The sequence below is a fragment of the Streptomyces sp. H27-H1 genome (genome assembly GCF_026627445.1).
In the GTDB taxonomy this organism is placed as follows: domain Bacteria; phylum Actinomycetota; class Actinomycetes; order Streptomycetales; family Streptomycetaceae; genus Streptomyces.
This window is the reverse complement of sequence record NZ_JAPNLJ010000050.1, coordinates 20752-42140: the sequence shown is the minus strand read 5'-3', so window position 1 is coordinate 42140 and position 21389 is coordinate 20752. Positions and strand designations below refer to the sequence as shown.

The 21389-nt window shown below is 70.9% G+C and carries 24 protein-coding genes; 10 read left to right on the top strand and 14 right to left on the bottom strand.

Translation table 11 applies throughout. The features are described 5' to 3' along the window. Window positions 1-171 precede the first annotated feature (171 nt). From OTB20_RS34865 to OTB20_RS34850, 4 genes are all read right to left on the bottom strand, one after another. Window positions 172-1437 carry an MFS transporter gene (locus OTB20_RS34865; RefSeq protein WP_267823775.1) on the bottom strand — a complete coding sequence of 422 codons (1266 nt, stop codon included), beginning with the start codon at window positions 1435-1437 and terminating at the stop codon, window positions 172-174. Window positions 1438-1454: 17 nt separating this feature from the next. Continuing rightward, window positions 1455-1994, bottom strand: a complete 540-nt coding sequence (locus OTB20_RS34860; protein WP_267823773.1) for an ArsR/SmtB family transcription factor — start codon at window positions 1992-1994, stop codon at window positions 1455-1457. 272 nt (window positions 1995-2266) lie between these two features. Next, window positions 2267-2845: an MFS transporter gene (locus tag OTB20_RS34855; RefSeq protein ID WP_267823771.1), complete on the bottom strand. Its 579-nt coding sequence runs from the start codon at window positions 2843-2845 to the stop codon at window positions 2267-2269. Continuing rightward, the gene (locus OTB20_RS34850; protein ID WP_267823790.1) at window positions 2842-3267 is read right to left on the bottom strand and encodes an MFS transporter; all 426 of its coding nucleotides are present in this window, start codon (window positions 3265-3267) and stop codon (window positions 2842-2844) included. Before OTB20_RS34850 ends, OTB20_RS34855 begins: the two co-directional genes overlap by 4 nt. A 95-nt stretch (window positions 3268-3362) precedes the next feature. Between OTB20_RS34850 and OTB20_RS34845 the strand changes: the two genes are divergently transcribed. From OTB20_RS34845 to OTB20_RS34810, 8 genes are all read left to right on the top strand, one after another. Next, window positions 3363-3569, top strand: a complete 207-nt coding sequence (locus OTB20_RS34845; RefSeq protein WP_267823769.1) for a CGNR zinc finger domain-containing protein — start codon at window positions 3363-3365, stop codon at window positions 3567-3569. A 257-nt stretch (window positions 3570-3826) separates the two neighbouring features. Then, window positions 3827-4339: an excalibur calcium-binding domain-containing protein gene (locus OTB20_RS34840; protein ID WP_267823767.1), complete on the top strand. Its 513-nt coding sequence runs from the start codon at window positions 3827-3829 to the stop codon at window positions 4337-4339. A gap of 13 nt (window positions 4340-4352) precedes the next feature. Beyond that, entirely contained in the window at window positions 4353-4760 is a 408-nt protein-coding gene (locus OTB20_RS34835) for a cupin domain-containing protein (protein ID WP_267823764.1), read from the top strand. 218 nt (window positions 4761-4978) lie between these two features. Then, window positions 4979-5395: an SRPBCC family protein gene (locus OTB20_RS34830; protein WP_267823762.1), complete on the top strand. Its 417-nt coding sequence runs from the start codon at window positions 4979-4981 to the stop codon at window positions 5393-5395. Continuing rightward, complete coding sequence (locus OTB20_RS34825; protein WP_267823760.1) at window positions 5395-5823, top strand: MarR family winged helix-turn-helix transcriptional regulator; 429 nt, start codon at window positions 5395-5397, stop codon at window positions 5821-5823. The genes OTB20_RS34830 and OTB20_RS34825 overlap by 1 nt, the downstream gene beginning before the upstream one ends. Window positions 5824-6648: 825 nt before the next feature. Next, a complete protein-coding gene (locus OTB20_RS34820) occupies window positions 6649-7089 on the top strand; it encodes a VOC family protein (protein WP_267823758.1) in 441 nt (146 codons plus the stop codon). Between the two features lie 229 nt (window positions 7090-7318). Further along, complete coding sequence (locus OTB20_RS34815; RefSeq protein WP_267823756.1) at window positions 7319-7906, top strand: TetR/AcrR family transcriptional regulator; 588 nt, start codon at window positions 7319-7321, stop codon at window positions 7904-7906. Continuing rightward, a complete protein-coding gene (locus OTB20_RS34810) occupies window positions 7903-8283 on the top strand; it encodes a hypothetical protein (protein WP_267823754.1) in 381 nt (126 codons plus the stop codon). Before OTB20_RS34815 ends, OTB20_RS34810 begins: the two co-directional genes overlap by 4 nt. 90 nt (window positions 8284-8373) lie before the next feature. On the opposite strand, the gene OTB20_RS34805 is transcribed toward OTB20_RS34810, so the two are convergent. Next, window positions 8374-8607 carry a hypothetical protein gene (locus OTB20_RS34805; RefSeq protein ID WP_267823752.1) on the bottom strand — a complete coding sequence of 78 codons (234 nt, stop codon included), beginning with the start codon at window positions 8605-8607 and terminating at the stop codon, window positions 8374-8376. 48 nt (window positions 8608-8655) lie between these two features. On the opposite strand from OTB20_RS34805, the gene OTB20_RS34800 reads away from it, so the two are divergent. After that, window positions 8656-8931: a hypothetical protein gene (locus OTB20_RS34800; protein WP_267823750.1), complete on the top strand. Its 276-nt coding sequence runs from the start codon at window positions 8656-8658 to the stop codon at window positions 8929-8931. Window positions 8932-9127: 196 nt separating this feature from the next. Here the strand turns inward: OTB20_RS34800 and OTB20_RS34795 are convergent, their stop codons facing one another. The 8 genes from OTB20_RS34795 to OTB20_RS34760 form a co-directional block, all read right to left on the bottom strand. Continuing rightward, window positions 9128-9337: a hypothetical protein gene (locus OTB20_RS34795; RefSeq protein WP_267823748.1), complete on the bottom strand. Its 210-nt coding sequence runs from the start codon at window positions 9335-9337 to the stop codon at window positions 9128-9130. 87 nt (window positions 9338-9424) lie between these two features. Next, on the bottom strand, window positions 9425-11518 hold the full coding sequence (locus tag OTB20_RS34790) for a SpoIIE family protein phosphatase (RefSeq protein WP_267823746.1): 2094 nt from the start codon (window positions 11516-11518) through the stop codon (window positions 9425-9427). A gap of 1220 nt (window positions 11519-12738) precedes the next feature. Further along, window positions 12739-13464 (bottom strand): dienelactone hydrolase family protein, encoded by a 726-nt coding sequence (locus tag OTB20_RS34785; protein ID WP_267823744.1) that lies wholly within the window; start codon window positions 13462-13464, stop codon window positions 12739-12741. Window positions 13465-13690: 226 nt separating this feature from the next. After that, on the bottom strand, window positions 13691-15415 hold the full coding sequence (locus OTB20_RS34780) for a thiamine pyrophosphate-dependent enzyme (protein ID WP_267823743.1): 1725 nt from the start codon (window positions 15413-15415) through the stop codon (window positions 13691-13693). A gap of 47 nt (window positions 15416-15462) precedes the next feature. Next, window positions 15463-17046, bottom strand: a complete 1584-nt coding sequence (locus tag OTB20_RS34775) for an FMN-binding glutamate synthase family protein (RefSeq protein WP_420716543.1) — start codon at window positions 17044-17046, stop codon at window positions 15463-15465. A gap of 168 nt (window positions 17047-17214) precedes the next feature. After that, window positions 17215-17676, bottom strand: a complete 462-nt coding sequence (locus OTB20_RS34770; protein WP_267823741.1) for a DUF5709 domain-containing protein — start codon at window positions 17674-17676, stop codon at window positions 17215-17217. A gap of 136 nt (window positions 17677-17812) precedes the next feature. Then, window positions 17813-18094, bottom strand: coding sequence for a hypothetical protein (locus tag OTB20_RS34765; protein WP_267823739.1), 282 nt, complete (start codon window positions 18092-18094; stop codon window positions 17813-17815). Between the two features lie 82 nt (window positions 18095-18176). Beyond that, a complete protein-coding gene (locus tag OTB20_RS34760; RefSeq protein WP_267823786.1) occupies window positions 18177-19442 on the bottom strand; it encodes a cation:proton antiporter in 1266 nt (421 codons plus the stop codon). A gap of 352 nt (window positions 19443-19794) precedes the next feature. Here OTB20_RS34760 and OTB20_RS34755 point away from each other — a divergent pair, with 352 nt between their 5' ends. Beyond that, complete coding sequence (locus tag OTB20_RS34755) at window positions 19795-20412, top strand: class I SAM-dependent methyltransferase (RefSeq protein ID WP_267823737.1); 618 nt, start codon at window positions 19795-19797, stop codon at window positions 20410-20412. Window positions 20413-20470: 58 nt separating this feature from the next. Here the strand turns inward: OTB20_RS34755 and OTB20_RS34750 are convergent, their stop codons facing one another. Beyond that, the gene (locus OTB20_RS34750) at window positions 20471-21031 is read right to left on the bottom strand and encodes a hypothetical protein (RefSeq protein ID WP_267823735.1); all 561 of its coding nucleotides are present in this window, start codon (window positions 21029-21031) and stop codon (window positions 20471-20473) included. Window positions 21032-21389 lie beyond the last annotated feature (358 nt).

The window sequence follows — 21389 nt, the reverse complement described above, 5'->3', positions numbered from 1 at the left end:
CGGCCGGTCCCGCGTCCGGCTGCGCATCGGCCACTGGCAGCACCGCTCCTGGATCTTCGTCGGCGACCCCGACTTCCGGGCTGGCCCCTACCCCAGTGCATACCTCCTGGCTGGCCCAAAAGGTTCTCCGCAGCACACCACTTGGCACTGGCTCAACGACCTCGCGGAGCCCTAAACGGCACTCTTCTGAACGGGGTCCCGGGATTCCGGGTGATCTGGATCATCGGCCGTGGCGGCGGCACGCAGCGCTGCCTCAACCCGGCGGTTACTGGTCATGGTCGACGTGACGGCGGTCATGGTGAGGAGAAGACCGGCGGCGGCGTAGAGCGGGGTGCGTACGTCGTAGGTGCTGGCCAGCCAGCCGCCGAGGAAGGCGCCGAACGGGGCGGCGCACATGGCGAGCATGCGGGAGGTGGAGGCGACCCGGCCCATCAACCGGGCGGGGACGATCGCCTGCCGGAGGGAGGGGGCGAGCACCATCGTGGCTCCCATGCCCGCTCCGCAGACGGCGAGCGCGAGGCCGGCGACGTACGGGTTCGGGGCGACGGCAAGACCCAGGATGGCGAGTCCCTCGACCGCGGCCGTGCAGGTCAGTGCTGTGCCGGTGCCGAGTCGTCGGCCGAGGAAGGAGGCGACGCCCGCGCCGAGCAGACCGCCGGTGGCCTCCGCTGTGAGGAGCAGACCGAAGCCGAAGGTGTCGATGCCGAGACGGTCGTGTGCGAAGAGGGCGAGGACGGTCTCCACGGCGAGGAAGGCGATGTTCCCGACCGCCGGGCGGAGAGCGAGACCGAGCAGCAACCGGTTCCGGAAGACGTACGAGGCCCCGGCCCGTGCCTGCCGAAGCAGCGACTCGCGGGCGCCTCCGGTAGGCCGGGGCGCGGCGGGCAGCGACCGTACGAGCAGTGCGGAGAGCGCGAACGACACCGCGTCGGCGAGCAGCGGAACCGCGCGCCCGAGCGCGAGCAGCGCACTGCCCGCGGGCGGCCCCGCGAAGCCGGACGCGGCGGTCTGGGCGCCGCGCAGGCGGGAGTTGGCGCGCTGCAGGAGTGCGGGGTCACGGCCGAGCAGATCCGGCAGATAGGCCGTGGCGGCCGTGTCGAAGAAGAGTCCGCCGAGGCCGAGGAGGAAGGCTACGGCAGCGAGCAGCGGAATGCTCAGCACGTCGAGCGCGGTCGCCGCCGCCGGTATCGCGAGCAGCACCGCACGCGCCGCGTCCGCGACCCACATCGTGCGCCGGCGGTCCCAGCGGTCCACCAGCGCACCGCCGAGCACCCCGACGAGCAGCCACGGCAGGGTCCCGGCGGCCGTGACGACGGCGAGCGCCATCGGATCACGCGTCAACGTCAACGCGAGCAGCGGCAGCGCGGCATGCGTCACCCCGTCACCGAGCGAGGACACCGTCTGCGCGGTCCACAGCCGCCCGAATCCGGCTGGCAACTTTCTCGCATCTAGGGTCACTTGGGCTCCCCCTCTGCCTGCTCGCGCGGTGCCGGGTGGAACAGCGCGAAGACGAGCGACGCGTCCGGCAGCGAGGGATCGGACAGCTCCCGGTACTCGTCCGCCAGCGCCTCCAGGCGCGCCCCCAGCTCTGCGAACTGCTCCCCGGTGAGCCGTAGATGCGCCATCCGTACGTGCCGCTCGCCCTCCACCGGCGACGCCTCCAGATCCGCCACCGCATGCCGCATCAGCACATCCGGCCCTCCCTCGCCCGGATCCGGCAGCACGATCGCCCGCGCGGCCATTGCGTAGTACCGCTCGGTGACGCCCCGGACCTTCCGCGTTCGTACCACCTTCACCAGCCCGGCCCGTTCGAGCAGCCGTACGTGGTAGCTGGAACTCCCCTTCGCAAGGCCCACTCGCTCGGCGATCTGGGTGATCGTCGCGGGCTCGAAGCGGAGCACGGCCATGATCCGGTGACGCGTGAGGCTGGAAACGGCGCGTAGTTGCTCGTCAGTGGTGACGTGGAACGTCTCGGGAAGATCATCGGTAGCCATGCCCCCAATGGTCAACACTTCTTGACCATTGAGCAAGGGGTTTTTGACTGTCCGGTACGCAAGGCCCTTGGCTCCACCCCGGCACCAGCACGGGCGGACTTGGCGCGCGCCAGCTGATCGGCAGTGGCGGCTGCGGTGTTCCACTTCGTGGCGAGCGTCGGACCTTGGCTTCGCGAACCGATTGTTCGCTCTGCTCGGCGCCGCCGCAGGCCAGCGGCGGCGCTCTTGATGCCGTGCACCCCGTGAGACGTCGAGCACCCGTGCTGGTCTGGTCAGTCGCCTTGATCGGTCCGCAACTCAACGGGTGCTGGCTGAGGTTGACCGTATTCGCGATCCTTGTCGGCGTGCCGGACCAGGGCGGGCTGCAAGGCCGCGAGCGTCAGGCACACGACGGCCATGCCGCTCCACAGTCCGGCCGTTCCCACGTGCTCCAGCAATTGTGTCCCGGCGAGTGGTGCGAGGATCCCGCCGATGCCCCAGCTGGTGCCGTAGACCGCCAGGTACCGCCCTCTTGCGCCGGTGGGGGCCAAACTCGCAACGAACGCGTACGCGCGGCCCACGAGGAACAGGTCGCCCACGCTCCACACGACGGTTGCCGCGATGAAGGTGCCCAGGCTGTATGCAAGGGCGTACCCGGCGAGCCCCAGCGCCATCAGAAGGTAGCCGCCGGCGAAGGCGGCAGGTGCGGACAGTGCGGTGAGTCGACTCAGGCGCATCAGTGGCTGTCCGGCGGCAATGGTGAGGGCAGAGGCGGTGAACAGGACTCCGGCATCAGCTGGTTGCAGCCCGCCCAGTTCCAGGGACAGCGGCAGCGGCAGCGGCAGCGGCAGCGGCAGCGGCAGCGTGATCATGATCTGGAGGTAGAGCACCGCGAACAACGTTCCGCGGGAGCCACAGGCCCTGTTGCTCCTGCCGCAGGCCGATGGTCAGCGGGCAGGACCAGGCGCACCGTCAACGCGCAGAGCAGGCAGGTGAGGGCATCGACCACGAAGAGCCAACGCAGGTCCCAGCGCCCCAGGCCGGCTGCCAGGAGACCCGCGCCCATGCCTGCCACGGCCAAGGCCGCGTTCAACAAGCCGTAGGCACGGACCTGGTCCCCCGGCGACACGAAATCCGCGATCATCGCCTGGCTGGGGGGCTCGTAGATCTCGAAGACCAGCCCCATCAGTACGACGAAGAAGACGGCGGACACCAGGCCGTCGGCCGAGGCGATGCCCAGTTGCGCCACCGCACATCCGGTCAGCCCCAGCACGATCGTGCGACGTCGGCCGATACGGTCGGCCAGGCGACCGCCCGCCAGACGCGAGGGGATCGTGGCGAGCCCGAAGACGGCAGGTCCACTTCCACGGAGCTGACGACAGCCTCTCCGTGGGCTGGAGTGCCGGATGCGCCACCGCCCTCGCCCTGGCCATCGGCAGCAACCTCACAGGACGCCTTGGCGTCTGCACGGCCCCGCACTGCGACCGCGTCTACATCGACAACTCCCGCAACGCAGTGCGCCACTTCTGCTCCACGGCCTGCCGAAGTCGGGTCAAGGGCGCAATCTTCCGGGCGCGCAGGGCGGCTCAGGACTGAGTTGGTCCGCTTGTCTGCCTTCCGAACGGCTGGGCCGAGGTCGAACGCTCTCCGTTCAACTTCGCATGTGGCGCTTCACCCATGAGGTGGTGCGTCTGCCGAGTGCGGGCGGGCGCTGTCGACGTCTCGGCCGCGTTGTTCGGCGTGCGCGCGGAAGTGTTCGCGTAGGTGCTGGCGTACGTGCTCATGGGGGCCGGGGTGCTGGACGAGGCGGACGGACTTCGCGAAGGAACCGTTCGCGCCCCTCCTGCGACCCGGTGGATGTCCACAGGGCGGGCACCCCTTCCGGGCCGCCGAACCCGGTGGGCCGGAACCTCAAGGGCGCCCAGGCCGCGGCCGTGGCGGCCGGCTTCAAGTCGATCTCACACGACGCCGGCCCCGGCGATACCGGCCAGTGGGCCGACGGCAACTGGAAGGCGTGCTTCCAGGCCCTCGCGGACAAGCCTGTCGGCAAGCAGACCACCATCGACTTCGCCGTCACCCGGAACGAGTGGCCGTGCCCTGGCACGGACGGCGACCCGATCCCGTCCAGCTCCGGCGGGGGTGGCAGCGTGTACTACAAGAACTGCGACGCGGCCAAGGCCGCCAACGCCGCACCGATCCGCCGAGGCGAGCCCGGCTACCGCAACGCTCTCGACCGGGACGGCGACGGCATCGCCTGCGACCGGATCACACCCTTGTCGCGCCGGGCGTGCGCCGGGGTGACGATGGAGATGTTCGGCTTCAAAGCACCCGAACATCACCCCGGGCAACTCAGAGCCCGTCGGTGAGAGGAGGCCCGTGATGCCTGAGCAAAAGGGACCGCAGGTGGTACTGCGCGGGCCCACCGAGGGAGACAGCATCACCTTGCCGATGGGCGGCCGGCAGGCACACATCACACGCAAGGCGTCCCGGACCGAAACCGGCGGGCATTGGGCACTCGGTGAGGCCACGCAGGATCCCGGGTTCGACAACCCGCCGCACACCCACGAAGAAGCGGAAGCCTTCTACGTACTCGAAGGCACCTACACCTTCTACACCGACTCCGCTCCGGCAGAGGGAATCGGTCCGGGCACCTTCGTCTTCATTCCGCCTGGCGCCGTCCACGGATTCCGTACCGGCCCGTCAGGCGGACACCTCCTCTGCCTGTGGCCCTCGAGCGTCGAAGCCGCATTCTTCGGTGGCTTTACACAGACGGCAGCCGACAAGTGACCGTGGACGACACGAACCCCACCTCGCGGCACGGCCTTCGCCTGCGCGCGAAGCACTACGAGCTCGCCCCGCGGCCGTCCTGACCCTGGCCTCGCCGTCCGCCTGCGTCCTGCGCGCGAGCTCTTGACGACTCCCCCGACCGTAGGCCGAACCTCCTGGACACATACTCTGCGCGAAGATAGTCTGCGCGTAGAATATTTACCAGGAGGCAGTCAGTCATGTGGGAGTACGAGCACAGCGTTGAGACCAACGCCGCACCCGAGGCGATCTGGGCCCTGTGGGCCGACGTCGAGGGCTGGGGCACCTGGAACGCCGACATCGAGAAGATCGAGCTCCGGGGCCCCTTCGCGGCGGGCGCGCAGATCACCATGACCCCGGCCGGCCAGGACCCGGTGGAACTGCTCGTCGCCGAAGCGGTCGCGGGCGAGATGTTCGTCGACGAGGCGCGTTTCGAGGGGCTGGTCCTGCGGACCACCCACCGGATCGACCGGCTCGACCAGGATCGCAGCCGGGTCGTGTACCGGATGGAGATCACCGGCGAGGGTGCCGGCGAGGCCGGCCCGCACATCGGCCCGGCCATCACCGCCGACTGGCCCGACACCATGGCCGCGCTGGTCCGGACGGCACGGAGCTGATGGCCCTGACCCCGGGCGAGAGCCCCGGATTCCTCCTCTGGCACGCCACCCTGAGCTGGCAGCGCGGCATCGCCGCCGCGCTGGGCCCCCTGGGACTGACCCACGTGCAGTTCGTCCTGCTCGCCTGCGCCTGGTGGCTCAACGGCCAGGGCGAGCACCCCAACCAGCAGACACTGGCGCGCCAGGCCGGTACCGACGTGAAGATGACCTCCCAAGTCGTACGGACCCTCGAGCAGAAGGGGCTGCTCGCACGCGAGGTGGACCCGACGGACACACGCGCCAGGCGGCTGCGCGTCACCGAGGCCGGCGCCGAGCTGGCACCACGGGCGATCGCCGCCGTGGAAGCCGTCGACACGGAGTTCTTCCGGCCGGTCGTACGCGCGGACGCGATCGCCCTGCTGAGCCGCCTGGCCCACCCGGAGTCCTGACCGGCGCGCCCCGCACCCTCCCTCCTCGGCACGTCCCGCCACACCGGCTTCACCCTTCGTCGTGTTCGCCGCGATGAACGAGGCCGCGCAAGTATTCATCCGCCCCCAAGCGGCCCTTCGGCCGGCCCGGCACCGCCACCCACGCCAACGGCGACCACGGAGGCCGCCCGACGGCCGTCGGGCGGGGACATGCTCCGTCGCCCAGCCACGCCGCGACGCGAAGGAGTCCGTCACCACCGCCGCACACCTCGGCGCCTGCCGCTCCACCTGTACCGCGCACGACACAGGGCTCGCGCGGCCGGCTGCGAATCCGTCCGCGTGATTCGTTGCGACACGCAAGCCGCGGGCTTCTCCGCCGCGCCGGTGCGAAGCAGCGTCACCTGCGCACCTCCGCCCGGGCCTACGGGGATTGCTCACCTTCCCTTTCGGATCTGCTGGTGTGCCGTCGCCGCGGGTCGAAGCAGCACACCCTCACCCCAGGAACCCTTGCGGTCGATGAGACCTACCCCCGCCGCCCTGTGTGACCGCCTCGCAGCGGGCCCACCCAAGTACGGCCCCCGGGTCCGGGCGGCCAGCGTGCGGCAAGGGCGAGCGGCACGGGGAACTCCACCCGCCAAGGGTGATCGCCTTCATTGGAACGGTCACCTGCGCCGTACTCACCCCCGGGGGTGGCCTATGGCTCGCGGGTCTGCCGTAGTGATGCTGAGGCGCGATGTAGATTTTTTCGGAGTCGGCGGTCCGAGGATGTCGAGAACCTGCCACCGGCTCCGTCCCAGGGACATCAGCGGCCACCACCGGCCGTACGAGGAAGAACGAGGAGCCAGCATGGCGATTCAGCGGATGGACAACGTCGGCATCGTCGTCGAGGACATGGATGCCGCCATCGCGTTCTTCGTGGAACTCGGTATGGAGCTGGAGGGCAGAGGGGATGTCGAGGGCCTCTTCGCCGACCAGTGCACCGGACTCGACGGCGTCCGCTGTGACATCGCGATGGTCCGGACCCCGGACGGTCACAGCCGGCTCGAGCTGGCGAAGTACCGCAGCCCCGAGGTGATCAGTGCCGGACCGCGCAACCGGCCCCACAACACTCTGGGCACGCACCGCGTCATGTTCGCCGTCGACGACATCGAGGACACCGTTGCCCGCCTGCGCCCTCACGGCGCCGAACTCGTCGGCGAGATCGCCCGGTTCGAGGACAGCTATCTGCTCTGCTACGTCCGCGGCCCGGAGGGCATCATCGTCGGACTGGCCGAGCAACTGCGCTGAGCAGGCGTTCCCGGTGCCGGAGCCGTCACAGCCCTTGCACTGCGGTGCCTGCCTGTCGCGGTAGCCAGTCCTCGGCCGGGTACACCGGAGTTCCCTCCCGCTGTGCACCGGCGGGCCCGTGTTCGATCACCTGCCTGCCACGCGTGCCCGTGCCGCAGGGTCGGCTGCTCCCGGGGCCCAGCATCCACCCCCCTTGTTTACCAAACGGGTCGACCCGTAAACTATTGCCATGAATCCTTCTCCGTCCCTCAGGGGACGCCCCAGGGATCGCCGTACCCACGAGTCGATCGTCCAGGCAGCTGCGGAGCTGGTTGCCGAGGTGGGTTACGCCGCGACGTCGATCGGGGCCGTGGCCGCACGCGCCGGTGTCGGCAAGGACACCATCTACCGACGGTGGTCGGGAAAGGCCGAGCTGGTCTACGAGGCGGTGTTCACCACCACGGATGAGGCTCCGGTACCGGACACCGGGACATTGACCGGGGACTTGACGGTGCTCCTGCAAGGGCTGGTGGACGAATTCAGCACACCCGCGGGTGCTGCGGCGCTGCCCGGGCTGCTTGCCGACTTCGCCGCCGACCCCGTGCTGAAGGCGCGCATCCGTACAGGCTTCCTGGCCCCCGCCAAGGAGCGCCTGGTAGACATCTTCGACCGAGCCGCGCAGCGTGGCGAGATGTCGGCCGGCACCCCCGTGGATCTAGTGCTCGACACGCTCGCCGGAGCGGTGTTCTTCCACGTGGGACTGGCCGGAGAACCCCCGACCCACCGACTGGCCGGCCAGCTGGCGGCAGTGGTGGTCAAGGGAATCGAGGCCCTGTGAACGGCTGGCTTCTCGCAGCGGGTGTCACCGCGGCCGGCGTGGCCGGTGTTCACCTCGTCGCCGGACATCGGGACCCGGTGCGACCTCTCCTCACCTCCGGGCTCGCAGATGTCCCCAAACGCACTCTGCACGCGGTATGGCACCTGGTGAGCGCCGACCTGGCTCTTGCCGCGGCTGTGCTGATCTACCTGGCGGTGGAGCCCCAATCCTCGGGCACCGACCTGGTGGCACTGTTCGTAGCCGTGCATTTCATCGCATATTCGGCGGTCTTCCTGGTCATCACCGTATCGGCCGGCTGGTCGAAGCCACTGCTCCGGCTGCCGCAGTGGATGCTGCTGCTGCCCGTCGCGATCATGAGCTGGCTCGGTACCGGCTGAGGGGTACCGGTGCCGGTGCCCAGACTCTGTCCGATCGGGATGCCGGGCACCTCGACATCCACGAAATCCAGCACCACCGAGCCCCTCGCCTCACCCGGCGAAGTCTTGGCGGCCATCCAAGCTGTGAGCCGTCAGGCAGGCGTACAGCTCCGACGACCGGAACTGCGACATCAACATCACGGTCAACACATCTCGTTGCACCTCGTGCTCGACCAGTCCCCCACGATCCCAGCTGCGTTGGGGGGCGGAGCCCTCATCTGGTGACAGGCACGGCCGGCTCGGCGTGTCCTGCGGTAGTCCGGTCAACCGCTCGAACACGTCCACCTTGGCCACCTGAGCGTCCGTGACGCGCAGGGCTCCGCCCGGCTCCTGGTGTACAAGTCGAACGGCGACGTCGTCTGCGACTGCTTCGGCGCGGGCTGTGCCGCCACCGGCTCCATCCGCTACCAGGTCCTCGTCCAGGTTCCGGAGGGCAAGACCGCGGCGCCCGCCTACCGGCTGGACGCACTGCGCATCGGCACCCCCGGCCGAACCCGCCCCCGAGTGCGTCAAGGTCCCGAACGTGAGCTACGGGTTCGGGCCACTGACCGCCACGCTGAGCGAGCAGAAGACGGCGATCTGCGCCGTGCTCCCGACGGCGACGGGTGACAGGTTCGACCTGCGGTTCACGCCCGCCGGGACCTCTGCGCAGTCACCGACACCGTGGCTGTACAACTGGGCGGGTTTGCAAAACGGTTGCTGGGGGTACACCTGTTTCTCTCCCGAACCCGGCCCCCCCGACGGCCTCCCGGCCGAGCACGCTGGTGATCGCTCTGCCGTGGTCGCCGGTCGCCAGCTCCTACACCTACCAGTGGCAGGCGGGCGGGGTCGCGATCACGGGTGCCACGGCTGCGTCGTACATCCTGCCGTCGGCGCTCCTGGGCAAGCAGCTCACCGTGGTGGTGACCGCCCGCAGGGCCGGGCACCCGGCGGTGAAGGCCACCAGCCCCGCCGTGCTCGTAAAGGGAGCCGCGCCCAAGACGACGAGCGTCCCGTCCGTCACGGGAACGGCCAAGGTCGGAAGTGTGCTGACCGCCCGCAGTAAGCAACAGCCCCCGGGGCGGCGGTACAGCCGCCCCGGGGGCTGTTTTCCGTCGAGGCGTCAGCTCCGGGGGCGGCGCCGGCGGCCGGCCTGTCTGAGGCGGCGTACGACGAGGACGGCCCGGTCGTCGCTGTGGTCGGTGGCCTGGGCGCAGGACATCAAGGCGTCCGCGAGCTGCCCGGCCGGCGCGTCCCGGGATTCCTCCAGCGTCCGGCAGACCTGGGCCGTGCCCTCGTCCAGGCTCAGCCGTGGTCCTTCCACCAGGCCGTCGGTGAACAGGGCGAGGGTCTCCCCCTCCGCGAGGCGGCCCGGCGACAGCGGGTACCGCGTACCGTTCTGCACACCCAGCGGAAGTCCGCCCGGGGTCTCCGGCGCGGTGGCCTCCGAGGCCCCGCACAGGACCGGTGGCACATGACCCGCTCGGGCGGACAGCATCCGGCCGGACGGGTCGAGGAGCGCGTAGAGGCAGGTGGCGAAGCCTGTGGCGCCCATCTGCATCATGAGCTCGTTCGTCCGCTCCAGGACGCGGTCCGGTGAGGGGTCCTCCCAGGCGTAGGCGTGCATGGCGGTACGGACCTGGCCCATCAGCGCGGCCGCCTGGATGTTGTGGCCCTGAACGTCCCCGATGATGCAGGCGACCCCGCCGTCGGGGAGGGCGATCACGTCGTACCAGTCACCGCCCACCTCCAGCCCCTCGTTCGCCGGCAGGTAGCGTGCGGCGATCTCGAAGCCCTCCACGCGGGGCAGCACGGCCGGGAGCAGGTCCCGCTGGAGCGCCCCGGCCAGCTCCAGCCGGGCGGTGCTCAGGCGGATCCGTGCCCAGGCCTGACCTGCCAGCTCGGCGATCACCTCGAGGAGGGTGCGCTCGGGCTCGGTGATGCGGTGGGGCGCGTCGTAGGTGATGACCCAGCCGCCGAGGGGAGTGCCGGGCTCGGCGGCGAAGGGCACCATCAGGAACGACTGCGCCGTGGTCGCGTCCAGCAGTCCGTGGGCCTGCGGCCAGGCCGCGCGATAGGCCTCCCGCGAACAGATGACTTCGGTGCGGCCGGTCCGGACCGCATGGGCGAGGGGTTTGGGAGCGTCCAGCCCCATGCCGTGCAGGGAACGCGCCATGGCCGGGTCGATGCCTTCGCCGAACGTGACCCGCAGCCGCTCGTTCTCCACGAACGCCAGGAGGGTGCCCGTACCGGCGAAGGCCGGCGCCACCTTGTGCAGGATGGCTTCGGTGAGCTCCTCCTCCGTCTTGGCCGCCACGAACGCCGCGGCCAGTTCGCGCACGAGGCCGCTCTGCCGGGTGTGTTCCCGAGTGACCGCCAGGTCGTGTTCGACGGCGGCCGTGTGGTCCGAGGTGGAGCCGACGATCCGGCGCGTCCCCTCGAAGCCGATGCGCATGATCCGGGAGACCGAGCGCAGCCAACGGAAGCCTCCCCGCCCGTCGGGATACCGGAAGCGGATGTTGACCACCTCGCGCTCGCCCCGGCGAAGCGCCCAGAAGGCGTCCTTCACGTGGGCCACGTCATCGGGGTGCAGTTGGTCCAGCACCTTGCGCAGCGGAAGGTCCCCGGCACTGCGGTGCCTGCTGTATTCCAGGGAGTTCTCGACCCACCGGAACCGGTCGTGTTCCTCGTCGTAGGCCCAGATGGACTGGCCGCGGAGCACGGACATGGCGTGCAGCACGGCCCAGCTCTCCGACTCGCCGGGCATGGCCGGCTCCAGCTCCACGACCGCGAGCGCGACCGGCCGACCGTCGGGTCCCGCGGGTCCCGCGAGTCCCACGACGGGACGGGCCGACACCAGGCACAGCACCGCCTCGCCCGTACCCCGCAGCAGGAGCGGCCGGCGGACCACCGCCGGATCCTCCGAACCCGCGCGGCCCGCCTGGACGGCGTCCAGGAGGAGCCGGGACAGCGATCCGGCGTAGCCGGAGGGGGCGAGGGCGGAGAAGGGGAGCCCCACCATCTCGTGCGGGTCCATCCCGAGGAGGGCGGCCGCTCGCGGATCGGCGTGCATGATCGGGCCGTCGCCGTCCGGACCGTCGGAGAGGTCAACCAAGAGGCTGTCGGGGGCGGCGCAGACGCCGTCGGCGGGGCTGCCGTCGGCGGAGGCGCCGCGGATGCGAGCGGCGGGGGCAGGTCCTGCGGACCGAAGGTTCATCTCGGGCTGTCCGTCCGGATCGATGGCGCGGCTCTCCACTGAACCGGAGCGCGCTCTGCGCGACCAGCGGCCGTACGTCCCACCCGGCACGGCCGAAAAGCCCGGCCCTTACGGCCGGAGGTCCCTGGGCGGGAGGTTTCGGCGGCCGCGGGCGCGGTGCACGCCGACTGGTACGGCCTTGCCCGCGACGGGCACCGGTGGACGGCAGGGCCCCCGGGTGCGGGCGCGGCGAAGGTACCGAGCCCGGGCCGTCGCAGGTTTCGTGCGATGCCTTCGACGACTGTTTGGCTAGTAGAGGACGTTATGTCGCTGTGGCCCGACGCCTCTGTGCGAGCTGGCGGCTACCGTCCTGGAATGAGCGTCGACAATCGCCCGGCCGAAACACCCCTGCCAGCCCGCTGCGACCAGTGTGCCCAGCTCCGCCAGGGCCTGCGGGAATACGCAGGCGAAGAGAGCGAATCACCCGATCGTAGCTACGCACCGCCTCATCCCCGGGTACGGCTCGCACGGCATGTCGCCAACCACCACCTGGAGCTCGTACCCGCCTGGACAGACGAATGCGGACAGTGCAACGCACTCAGGCTCACCCTCCTGCAAGCCGCGCAGGAGGGTCTGCTCGGAGCCGGCGCCGCGCGAGCCGGCGCGGAACACCGAGCGCTTCACCTGTTCGACTCATGACACGACTCCCCTGGCCCTCTCCGCCGCCTTCCACCTGCGACTGGGCCCGACCGGTCCGCTTTCGCCCCCCGTCGGCGGCTCCGCTGCCGACCGGACCACCAGGCCGTACACGTCGCGAGGCCTCTGCGGATCCCAGATGACCCGAAGTGGCCCCCAGGGGGTGCGGACACAGGGGGTTCACTCGGCGGGTCACCCTCGTGAGCACTGCGAGCACCAGTCCAGTCCCGTCGGCGGACGGTGCGCGCAAGCACGTCGAGATAAGGGCTCGTCCGCGGAGGGCGATGTCTTTACCCTGAGTCGAGCGGGAGGGCGCGCATTCCCGCAGGCTGCGGTGCCGTGGCAGAGCGGCCCATTGCGATCGCCGTGGGCGAGGTCCCGCCCACGGCGACTGACGGGGACGGGGCGGACCTGCCCCCATCTGTCCGCGGATTCAAATCCCGCCGGCGCCGCAGCCGAACCGGACTTGGTCCGGCGCACGGAACCACCACGCCGGGCCGAGTCCGGCACCGCTTACCGTCTGTTGTCGGCTTGGCGGGCCGGCCTCACTTCAGGTGCCGGTTGAGGAACCGGACCCCGTCCTCCAGCTCGAACCACGGGGTGCCGGTGTGGCCGCCCAGATTGGCGTGCAGCGTTTTCGCCTCGCTGCCGAAAGCGTCGAACAGGTCCAGGGCCCGCTGTCGGGGGTTGCCTTCGTCGTCCCACTGCAGCAGGAACAGCAGCGGAATGGTGACCTGCCGGGCCTCCTCGCGCTGGGCGCGGGGCACGTAACCCCCGGCGAAGAAGCCGGCGGCCGCGATGCGCGGCTCGACCACCGCAAGGCGGATGCCGAGGGCGGTCCAGCCTCCCGAGTACCCGACCGGGCCGCCGATCCCGGGCAGGTCGAGGAGGGCGTCCAGAGTGCTCTGCCAGTCCGGGACCGCCTTTTCGACCATCGGGCCGATGAAGGACTCGAAGATCTCATCGACCGGTTCGCCGGCCCGCCTCGCCCGGCGGAGCTCGGCGCGGGCCTGCTCGTCGGCGGCGGAACGGGGCCTGTCACCGCACCCGGCGGCGTCGATGGTGGCCACCGAGTAGCCGCACGAAGCGGTGTACCGGGCCCGGGCCACCAGCCTGGGGTCGCCCTTGGGCAGGCCGTTGTTGTGGGCCATCAGGATCAGCGGCACCGGGGCGGCGGATTCGGGCGTCCACAGGGTGCCGGGGATCTCGCCGAGGGTGAATTCGCGTTCGAGGACGCCGTCGTCGAGGCGCTGTTCAGATGTGAATTGCATGGTCGTGCCTTTCGGGAGTGCTCAGAGTGGCGCTCCCGGACGAACTATCGCCCGACCGTGACCCCGGAGGGGAGCACCCATGTCGATACTGCGTCCACGGGTACCACCTCCTCGTTCTCTCGCACGGCCGTCGGCAACGTAGCAGGGGTCGCCGCGGGCCATCAAACGGGTTTTCGCACGGCGCCGTGACCGGATTCCGCGGAGGGGGAACACAGCTGTGGTCCGGTCAGCTCCGGCCCGGCAGGATCTCCTTCACCTTGGCCACGGCGAAGCCCAAACCCTGCGACACGGTCGGCTTGCCCGGGACGGCCACTTCCTCGGGGTTGGTGAGTACGTCCAGCAGGACCGGGCCGGGAGTCTCGAAGGCCCGGCGTACCGCGTCGTTCAGATCGGCCGGGTCGGTCACCCGGATCCCCGTCAGGCCGAGGGCCGTGGCGACCGCGGCGAAGTCGGGGTTGTCGAGTTCGGTAGCGAACTCGGGCAGGCCCATCTGCTCCTGTTCGAGCTTGACCATGCCCAGCCGTCGGTTGTCGAAGACGACGAGCTTCACCGGGAGCCTGTACGTCTTGATCGTCATCAGGTCGCCGAGCAGCATGCTCAGGCCGCCGTCCCCGCAGAGGGCGACGATCTGCCGGTCCGGTGCCCAGAGCTGCGCTCCGAGCGCCTGAGGCATGGCATTGGCCATCGAGCCGAGGTTGTACGAGCCGATCAGGCGCCGGTCGCCGCGCATGGTGACGAAGCGGGAGAGCCAGACGGTGGCCATGCCCGTGTCGGACGTGAACACGGCGTCCTCGGCCGCGTACGCGTCCACCGCCGCGGCCAGTGCCTCGGGGCGGATCTCGTGGTCGCGGTTGTCCAGTGCGGCCCGCAGCTTCCCGGTCCAGCGGCGTTCGTGCGAGGGGTCGGCCAGCCTCTGCTGCCCTTCCTGCCACTGGACGAACCGTTCCCGGGCGTCGTCCAGGTGAGAGCGGTCGGGGGCCGGCTTCAGCAGCGGCAGCAGGGCCCGCAGCGTGGCGCCCACGTCGCCGGCCAGCCCCACGTCCACGGGGGTCCGGCGCCCCAAGTGCTGCTCTCGGGCGTCGACCTGGACCACCTTGACGTCCTGTGGGTACCACTCCCGGTACGGGAAGTCGGTCCCCAGCATCAGGAGCGCGTCGCCGCTGTCGAGGGCGTGGGCGGCGGCGGGGTTGCCGATGAGGCCGGTCTGCCCCACCTGGAAGGGGTTGTCGTCCTCGAACCCCTCCTTCGCCTTCAGGGTGAGGACCATGGGCGCCGCGAGCAGTTCGGCGGCGGCCAGGACTTCCGTGCGGGCCTCCCGGGCGCCCTGGCCTACGAGCAGGGTCACGCGGGAGGCCTCGTTGAGCAGTTCGGCTGCCCGGACGAGGGCCGGGTCGTCGGGCCGGGTGACGGCGCGGTCGAGCGCGAAGCGCGTCGGCCGGTCGTCGGTCAGCTCCTGGTCCCCCAGGTCGCCGGGGACGGTCAGGACGGCCACTCCCCCCTGGGTCACGGCGGCGCGGACGGCGGACTCGAGCAGGCGGGGCATCTGGTCCGGGGAGGTGACGGTGGCCCGGTAGACGGCCACGTCCCGGAAGAGCAGGTCGTTGTCGACTTCCTGGAAGTAGTCGCTGCCGATCTCGGAGAGGGGGACCTGGCCGCAGATCGCGAGGACGGGGGCGTGGCTCTTGGCCGCGTCGTAGAGACCGTTGAGGAGGTGCACGGAGCCCGGTCCCACCGTGCCCATGCACACCCCGAGGGTTCCGGAGAGCTGCGACTGCGCCCCGGCCGCGAAGGCCGCGGCCTCTTCGTGGCGGCATCCGACCCACTCCAGGTCGTCGGTGGTGCGGATGGCGTCGGTCAGCGGGTTCAAGGCATCTCCGACGACTCCGAACACGTGCTGGACGCCCAGCTCCTTGAGTGCGTTGACGATCACGTGGGCGACGGTGCGTGCCACAGGGGTGCCCTTCGGTCGGGTCGCGGCTCCTCGGTGCGAGCGCCGCTTCAGCGGGAGAAGCGGTCGGGATCGGCCGCCTTCCAGTCGCCTGCCCAGCCTTCGGGCGGAGATGCGAGCAGCTGCCCGGGAGCGAGCCAGGCGTGGAGTTCGGCGTACGAGCGGACGGTGTGCGGGTCCACCCGGTGGAGCAGCATGTGGGGGCGCAGGCCGCGCGGATCCCGGACCCCCATCGACGCCATGATCTGGAGGGCGCTCTTGACGGTCGCCTCCTGGTAGCGCCGTACGCGCTGCGACTTGTCGCCGACGTCCACGGCCCGGGCGCGCCGCTCGTCCTGGGTGGCGACGCCGACGGGGCAGGTGTTGGTGTGGCAGCGCTGGGCCTGGATGCAGCCGATCGCGAACATCATGGCGCGGGCGGCGTTGGTGTAGTCGGCGCCCTGGAGGAGGCGTTTGACGAGGTCGCTTCCGGTGGCGACCTTGCCGGCGGCCCCGATCCGGACGCTGTCGCGCAGTCCCGCGCCCACGAGTGCGTTGTGCACGGTCATCAGCCCGTCACCGAGCGGCAGGCCGACGTTGTCGGCGAATTCCAGGGGAGCCGCGCCGGTTCCGCCCTCGGCCCCGTCGACGACGATGAAGTCGGGGGTGGTGTCCTCCTCCAGCATGGCCTTGCACACGGCGAGGAACTCGCGGCGCGAGCCGACGCACAGTTTGAACCCGACGGGCTTGCCGCCGGCGAGTTCGCGCAGGCGGGCCAGGAAGCGCACCAGTTCGCGCGGGGTGGAGTACACGCGGTGGTAGGGCGGCGAGGTCACCGTCTCCCCCTGCGGTACGCCGCGCACCTTCGCGATCTCCGCGGTCACCTTGGCGCCGGGCAGGACTCCGCCGATGCCGGGCTTGGCCCCCTGACTGATCTTCAAGGAGACGCACTTGACCTGCGGGTGCGCGGCCTTCTCGGCGAACTGCCGTTCGTCGAAGCCCCCGTCGTGGGTACGGCACCCGAAGTATCCGGTGCCGATCTCCCACACGAGGTCCCCGCCGGGGCGCAGGTGGTACTCGGACATGCCGCCCTCGCCGGTGTCGTGGGCGAACCCGCCGAGCTGCGCACCGGTGTTGAGCGCGAGGACCGCGTTGGCCGACAGGGAGCCGAAGCTCATCGCCGAGACGTTGAGCAGGGCCATGTCGTACGGCTGGGTGCAGTCGGGTCCGCCGATCCGGACCCGTGGCGGGTCGGCCCGTACCGGCAGCGGAGCCATGGAAGGGGTGAGGTACTCGCTGCCGGGCCGGTAGAGGTCGAGTTCGGTGCCGAACGGCTCCTCGGCCTCGGTGCCCTTGGCCCGCTCGTAGACGATGCTGCGGGTGTCACGGTCGAAGGGGCGGCCGTCGAAGTTCCGCTCGATGAAGTACTGCTGGATCTCGGGCCGCAGCGCCTCCAGGGCGAACCGCAGGTGCCCGAGGACGGGGTAGTTCCGCAGGACGGAATGCCGGTGCTGCAGCAGGTCGTGCAGGGCGGTCAGGACGAGGAGCAGCAGGGGTGCGGCCGCGGCCCACCACCAGGGCGACGCGAGGAGGGCGGCGACCGAGGCGACCGCCGCCGCCCCGCCGAGCAGGACCACAAGAAGTATCTTCAGCACCCCCCGCTTGTGTCCGGATGCCCGCCTGTCAATCCCCGTGCCCGCCGCTGGCCGGCGTACGGGCCGCAGAGGGGCCGGGCCCCGTGGGCGTACGGGTGGATGGCTCGCAGCCCCGTACCGGTCGCCGGGGCTACGGTCGCGGGGGCTACGGTCGCGGGGGCCGTCCTCCTAGAGCGGGTCCTGCGGATCCTCGATGATGTGCACGGCGGCCTCCTCGGCGGAGGCGGCTCCGGCGTCGATGCCGACGTCGTGGGCGAGTACGTTGTTCTCGCGCGGTGACTCGGAGGCCGGGGCCAGCCGCCCGGCGCGTGCGTCGCCCACCTGCGGGTCGACGGGTTCGCCGTCCCCGTCGACCAGGTCCCCGATCCCGTCACCCTTGAGGGACTCCACCTCCGGGACCTCGCGGGCCAGGCGGTCGTCGAGGCTCTCGCCCCGCTGCTGCTCCTCACCGGTGGTGGCGTAGCGGCCGTCGCTCGCGTAGGGCCGTTCGGGCGGCGAGTAGCCCTGGTCGAGCACGAAATCGGTATCGGGCTCCCCCACGCTGCCGTCCATGTCGGGCTGCCCCTCGGAACGCTCGTCCTCCGGCTGGGGCTGGTAGACGTCGTCGCCGCGGGCGTCGGATGCGGTCATGGCGGGTCCTCTCCTCATCTCAGCGCCAGGGCGGGCCAGGGCGCAATGTGGTCTACCTGCGCGCCTCCCCGCGCATCGGGGGATCATGCGGGCCCGGCGGAATCCCTGTGGCCTCTGCAACCCCTGTGGCCCCTGGCTAGGCGGGCTGCCTGGGCGCCGGCCCACTACGCCGGCGCGTCCGGCGCAGGCGCAGCGCTGCCCGGTGCCGCCCGAGGAAGGCGAGGGTGAGCGAGAGCAGTCCCGTGAAGACGGCCAGGAGCAGCAGGGACAGCCACATACCGCGGCTTCCCGGATGCTGCAGGCCCTCCCATGCGGTTCCGACTGCCCACAGGGCGAGCCCTGCGGCGTACACGGTGCGGATGCGCCGCAGCTGCCGGACGGCGCGCGGGGCGAGGGCGGCGGGAGTCAGCAGTTCCATGGCAGGCTGCTACCCCGTTCGACGGCCGGCTACCGTCGTCGGCCCGAACGTGTCGCCTCCTCGGGATGCCCCCAGGACGTCCTCAGGAGGAAACCCCTCCCGGCTCCTGCGCCTCGTCCAGCCGGACGGTGACCGGCGTGGCCGTGACTCCGTGGAGGAGTACCGACACCAGGACCGCGAAGGTGACCACGGCCCACAGCTCCTTCGCGGGGGCGGCGAAGTGCGCCTCGCCCAGTGCGTACGCCAAGTAGAAGAAGGAGCCGATCCCGCGGATTCCGAACACGGCGATGGCGGCCCGCTCCCGCCCCACCGCGCGGCCCCCCAGCTGGCTGACCCAGCCCACCACCGGGCGGATCAGCAGCAGGAGCACCAGTGCCAGCGCGGCCCCGCGCCAGGTCAGCGCCGCGAGACCGCCACTGGCGAGGTATCCGCCGACCAGGAAGAGCACGATGGCAGTCAGGAGCCTCTCGACCTGGTCGGTGAAGGCGTGCATGACGCGGTGGTAGCGGTGCGCGCGTTCCGCGCCCCGGATCGTGCAGGCCGTGACGAACACGGCGAGGAAGCCGTAGCCGTGGAGCAGTTCCGTCAGCCCGTACGCGGTGAAGGTCGCGGCGAGGGCGACGAAACCCTCGCGGTGTTCGGCGAGCCGCAGCGCCTTCCAGCGCGCCTGGAAGAACATCCAGCCGAGGAGCCGGCCGACGGCGACGCCCACCAGCAGCCCCACCGCGCTGCGCACCAGTACGTCGCTCCAGGCCCAGTGCCACAGACCTTCCGAGGACCACCCGCTCTGGGAGGCGGTGGTCAGGGCGATGGCGGCCAGGACGAAGGGGAAGGCCAGTCCGTCGTTGAGGCCGGCCTCGCTGGTCAACCCGAAGCGGACCTCGTCCTCGTCGTCCCTCTCGTCGGTCGGCTCGCCCACCCGTACCTCCGCGGCCAGCACCGGGTCGGTGGGGGCGAGCGCGGCCGCCACCAGCAGTGCGACCGCCGGCGGCCAGCCCACCAGCCAACTCGCGGCGGCCGCGGTCAGCAGGATGGTCAGGGGCATGGCCAGACCGAGCAGCCGCCAGGTCGTCGACCAGGCGCGCAGGCCGGGCGGCCGGTTGATGGCCAGTCCCGCGCCCATCAGCGCCACCACGATGCAGACCTCGGTGAGGTGCTCCACCAGGACCCGGTTCCGGACGGGGTCGAGGTCCGGGAGCGCGTCGAGCGGCAGCAGGAACACCAGGAAGCCGGCCGCGAGGAACACCATGGGCAGGGACAGCGGCCGTCTGGCCAGAGCAGTCGGCAACACCGCCGCGCACAGGGCGCCCAGCCCGGCGCAGGCGTACACCACGTCGATCCCCGTCAGGCTCAATCCGACCACCGTTTCCGTGCGTCTTCCCTGCGACTTCCGAGTCTCTTCCGAGCGTCGCTCACGCCGCTCGACTACCCGCTCCCGCTGCGCCCAGCCGGTGCAGAAGGGACGTGTGGGAGGGGCCTGACTCCGCGAGGCGGGCTGGTCGCCGGCCGCACCATCGCCCACTACAACGACCGCTGGCCCCTCCGGCCTACACCGTCCCGCGACCGCTCGAGCCCCGCACCGCGCGGGCCGCTGGTTCCCCGGAGCGTGCCGAGCCAGGACGTGGCCGGCGCGATCCCGGCCGGCGACTCGCACCGGCGTCGGCATGCTGTCAGACTTTTGGTGAGCGCCGGAGGCCGCCATGGGGTTCTATGCCGAGCACGTCGTCCCGCGGATCATCAACGTCGCTTGCGCCACGGGCGAGGCCAAGGCCCTGCGGCGCCGGGTCTGCGCGGGCCTGGCCGGCGAGGTGCTGGAGATCGGGTTCGGCTCCGGGCACAACATCCCGTTCTACCCTCCGGCCGTCACTCACGTGGCCGCCATCGACCCCTCGGGCATCGGCTGGAAGCTGGCCACCAAGCGCCTGAACGCGACCACCACCCCCGTCGAGCGCGCCGGCCTCGACGGCCAGTCGCTGCCCTTCGCCGACGCGAGCTTCGACGCCGCACTGTCGACCTGGACCCTCTGCACCATCCCGGACGCCGGCGCCGCCCTGCGGGAGGTACGGCGCGTCCTCAAACCCGGCGCCGCCCTGCACTTCGTCGAGCACGGCCTGGCCCCCGACGAGCGGGTGCGCCGCTGGCAGCGCCGCCTCGACCCGCTGGAGCAGCGCGTCTTCGCCGGATGCCACCTCACCCGCCCCATCCCCGACCTGCTCACCGCCGCCGGCTTCAACGTCACCGAACTGGACGTCTTCTACGAGCGGGGAGCCCCCAAGTTCCTGGCCGCCGACTCCCTCGGCATCGCGGTGTCCCCGTGACGGGCGCCATGGAGTGGTCCCGCTACCTCCGGTGCAGCCGCCTGGGGCCTACGAGGCGTCACGATCCGTCGGTGATGTAGTAGTCGTTCTTGAGGTACTCCAGGGTGTAGCTGCCGAGGTCTTCCTCGGAGAAGGTGGCAGAGGCCCTGACCGCTTCGAGCGGCATCTCGATCTTGTCGAGGGTGCGAACGGCGACGCGCTGCGGGTCGACCGTCGCGGTTTGCAGGGCCTTCTTCTGCGCGGGCGAGATCATCTGGAACACAACGACGTACGTTGACGTGCACGGACCGAACCCCATGTCCTGTGCCTTCTTCGCCCCGGGCCCGGCCACTTCACAGACCGTGGCGATGTCCTCATGGCCCAGCGCGTGGAGGTACTGCTCGTACCGCTCGATCGCCCGCTCCTTCGTCCTGGGCGCGGGCAGGCGACCGGTCGCACTGGCCGACGGCTTCCCGGTAGGAACGGTTGCGGACGGCGTGACAGGCGGCTCCTGCGACCCCGTTGACGCGGACGACTGCGAAGGCTTCGCGTCCGCGCCCCCCTTCGATTTCTCCGGACCGCACGCGCACGCCATCAGCGCCACGCAGGCCGATACCCCCACGCTCACCATCGTCCGCATTCTCATCCGGTCTCCTCCGCCAGCCGACTGCACATCAAGAGGTCACGCAGGATCCTGGGGAACGGTTCCCGAACCGGTCCAGGAATCCGAGAGTTCCCCTTGCTGCCCGGTGACCGGCCGCTGCTCTCCACGACGGGGTGATCGAGGCCCGCAACCATGCCAACGGCTTCTGCCCGCTGCCGAGCCTCCGCGCAGGGTGGCCGGGGCGCTGGCGTGATCAGGCCGTGAGCGCCGGCCGCGGGCCCATTCCGCTGCTTCGGCGGCATCCTGCTCCAACTGCTCGCGCGCTCTGCCGCTTCCGCTGCCACGACCGCGTTCTTCGTGCACGGTTCGCACCGAGTTGTGGGGGGGGGGGGGG

Coding starts and splice junctions, on each gene's coding strand:
- OTB20_RS34860 (WP_267823773.1), bottom strand. CDS start 1,994: ATGGCTACCGATGATCTTCCCGAGACGTTCCACGTCACCACTGACGAG.
- OTB20_RS34855 (WP_267823771.1), bottom strand. CDS start 2,845: ATGATCACGCTGCCGCTGCCGCTGCCGCTGCCGCTGCCGCTGCCGCTG.
- OTB20_RS34835 (WP_267823764.1), top strand. CDS start 4,353: ATGCCTGAGCAAAAGGGACCGCAGGTGGTACTGCGCGGGCCCACCGAG.
- OTB20_RS34830 (WP_267823762.1), top strand. CDS start 4,979: ATGTGGGAGTACGAGCACAGCGTTGAGACCAACGCCGCACCCGAGGCG.
- OTB20_RS34825 (WP_267823760.1), top strand. CDS start 5,395: ATGGCCCTGACCCCGGGCGAGAGCCCCGGATTCCTCCTCTGGCACGCC.
- OTB20_RS34820 (WP_267823758.1), top strand. CDS start 6,649: ATGGCGATTCAGCGGATGGACAACGTCGGCATCGTCGTCGAGGACATG.
- OTB20_RS34815 (WP_267823756.1), top strand. CDS start 7,319: ATGAATCCTTCTCCGTCCCTCAGGGGACGCCCCAGGGATCGCCGTACC.
- OTB20_RS34790 (WP_267823746.1), bottom strand. CDS start 11,518: ATGAACCTTCGGTCCGCAGGACCTGCCCCCGCCGCTCGCATCCGCGGC.
- OTB20_RS34785 (WP_267823744.1), bottom strand. CDS start 13,464: ATGCAATTCACATCTGAACAGCGCCTCGACGACGGCGTCCTCGAACGC.
- OTB20_RS34770 (WP_267823741.1), bottom strand. CDS start 17,676: ATGACCGCATCCGACGCCCGCGGCGACGACGTCTACCAGCCCCAGCCG.
- OTB20_RS34765 (WP_267823739.1), bottom strand. CDS start 18,094: ATGGAACTGCTGACTCCCGCCGCCCTCGCCCCGCGCGCCGTCCGGCAG.
- OTB20_RS34755 (WP_267823737.1), top strand. CDS start 19,795: ATGGGGTTCTATGCCGAGCACGTCGTCCCGCGGATCATCAACGTCGCT.
- OTB20_RS34750 (WP_267823735.1), bottom strand. CDS start 21,031: ATGCGGACGATGGTGAGCGTGGGGGTATCGGCCTGCGTGGCGCTGATG.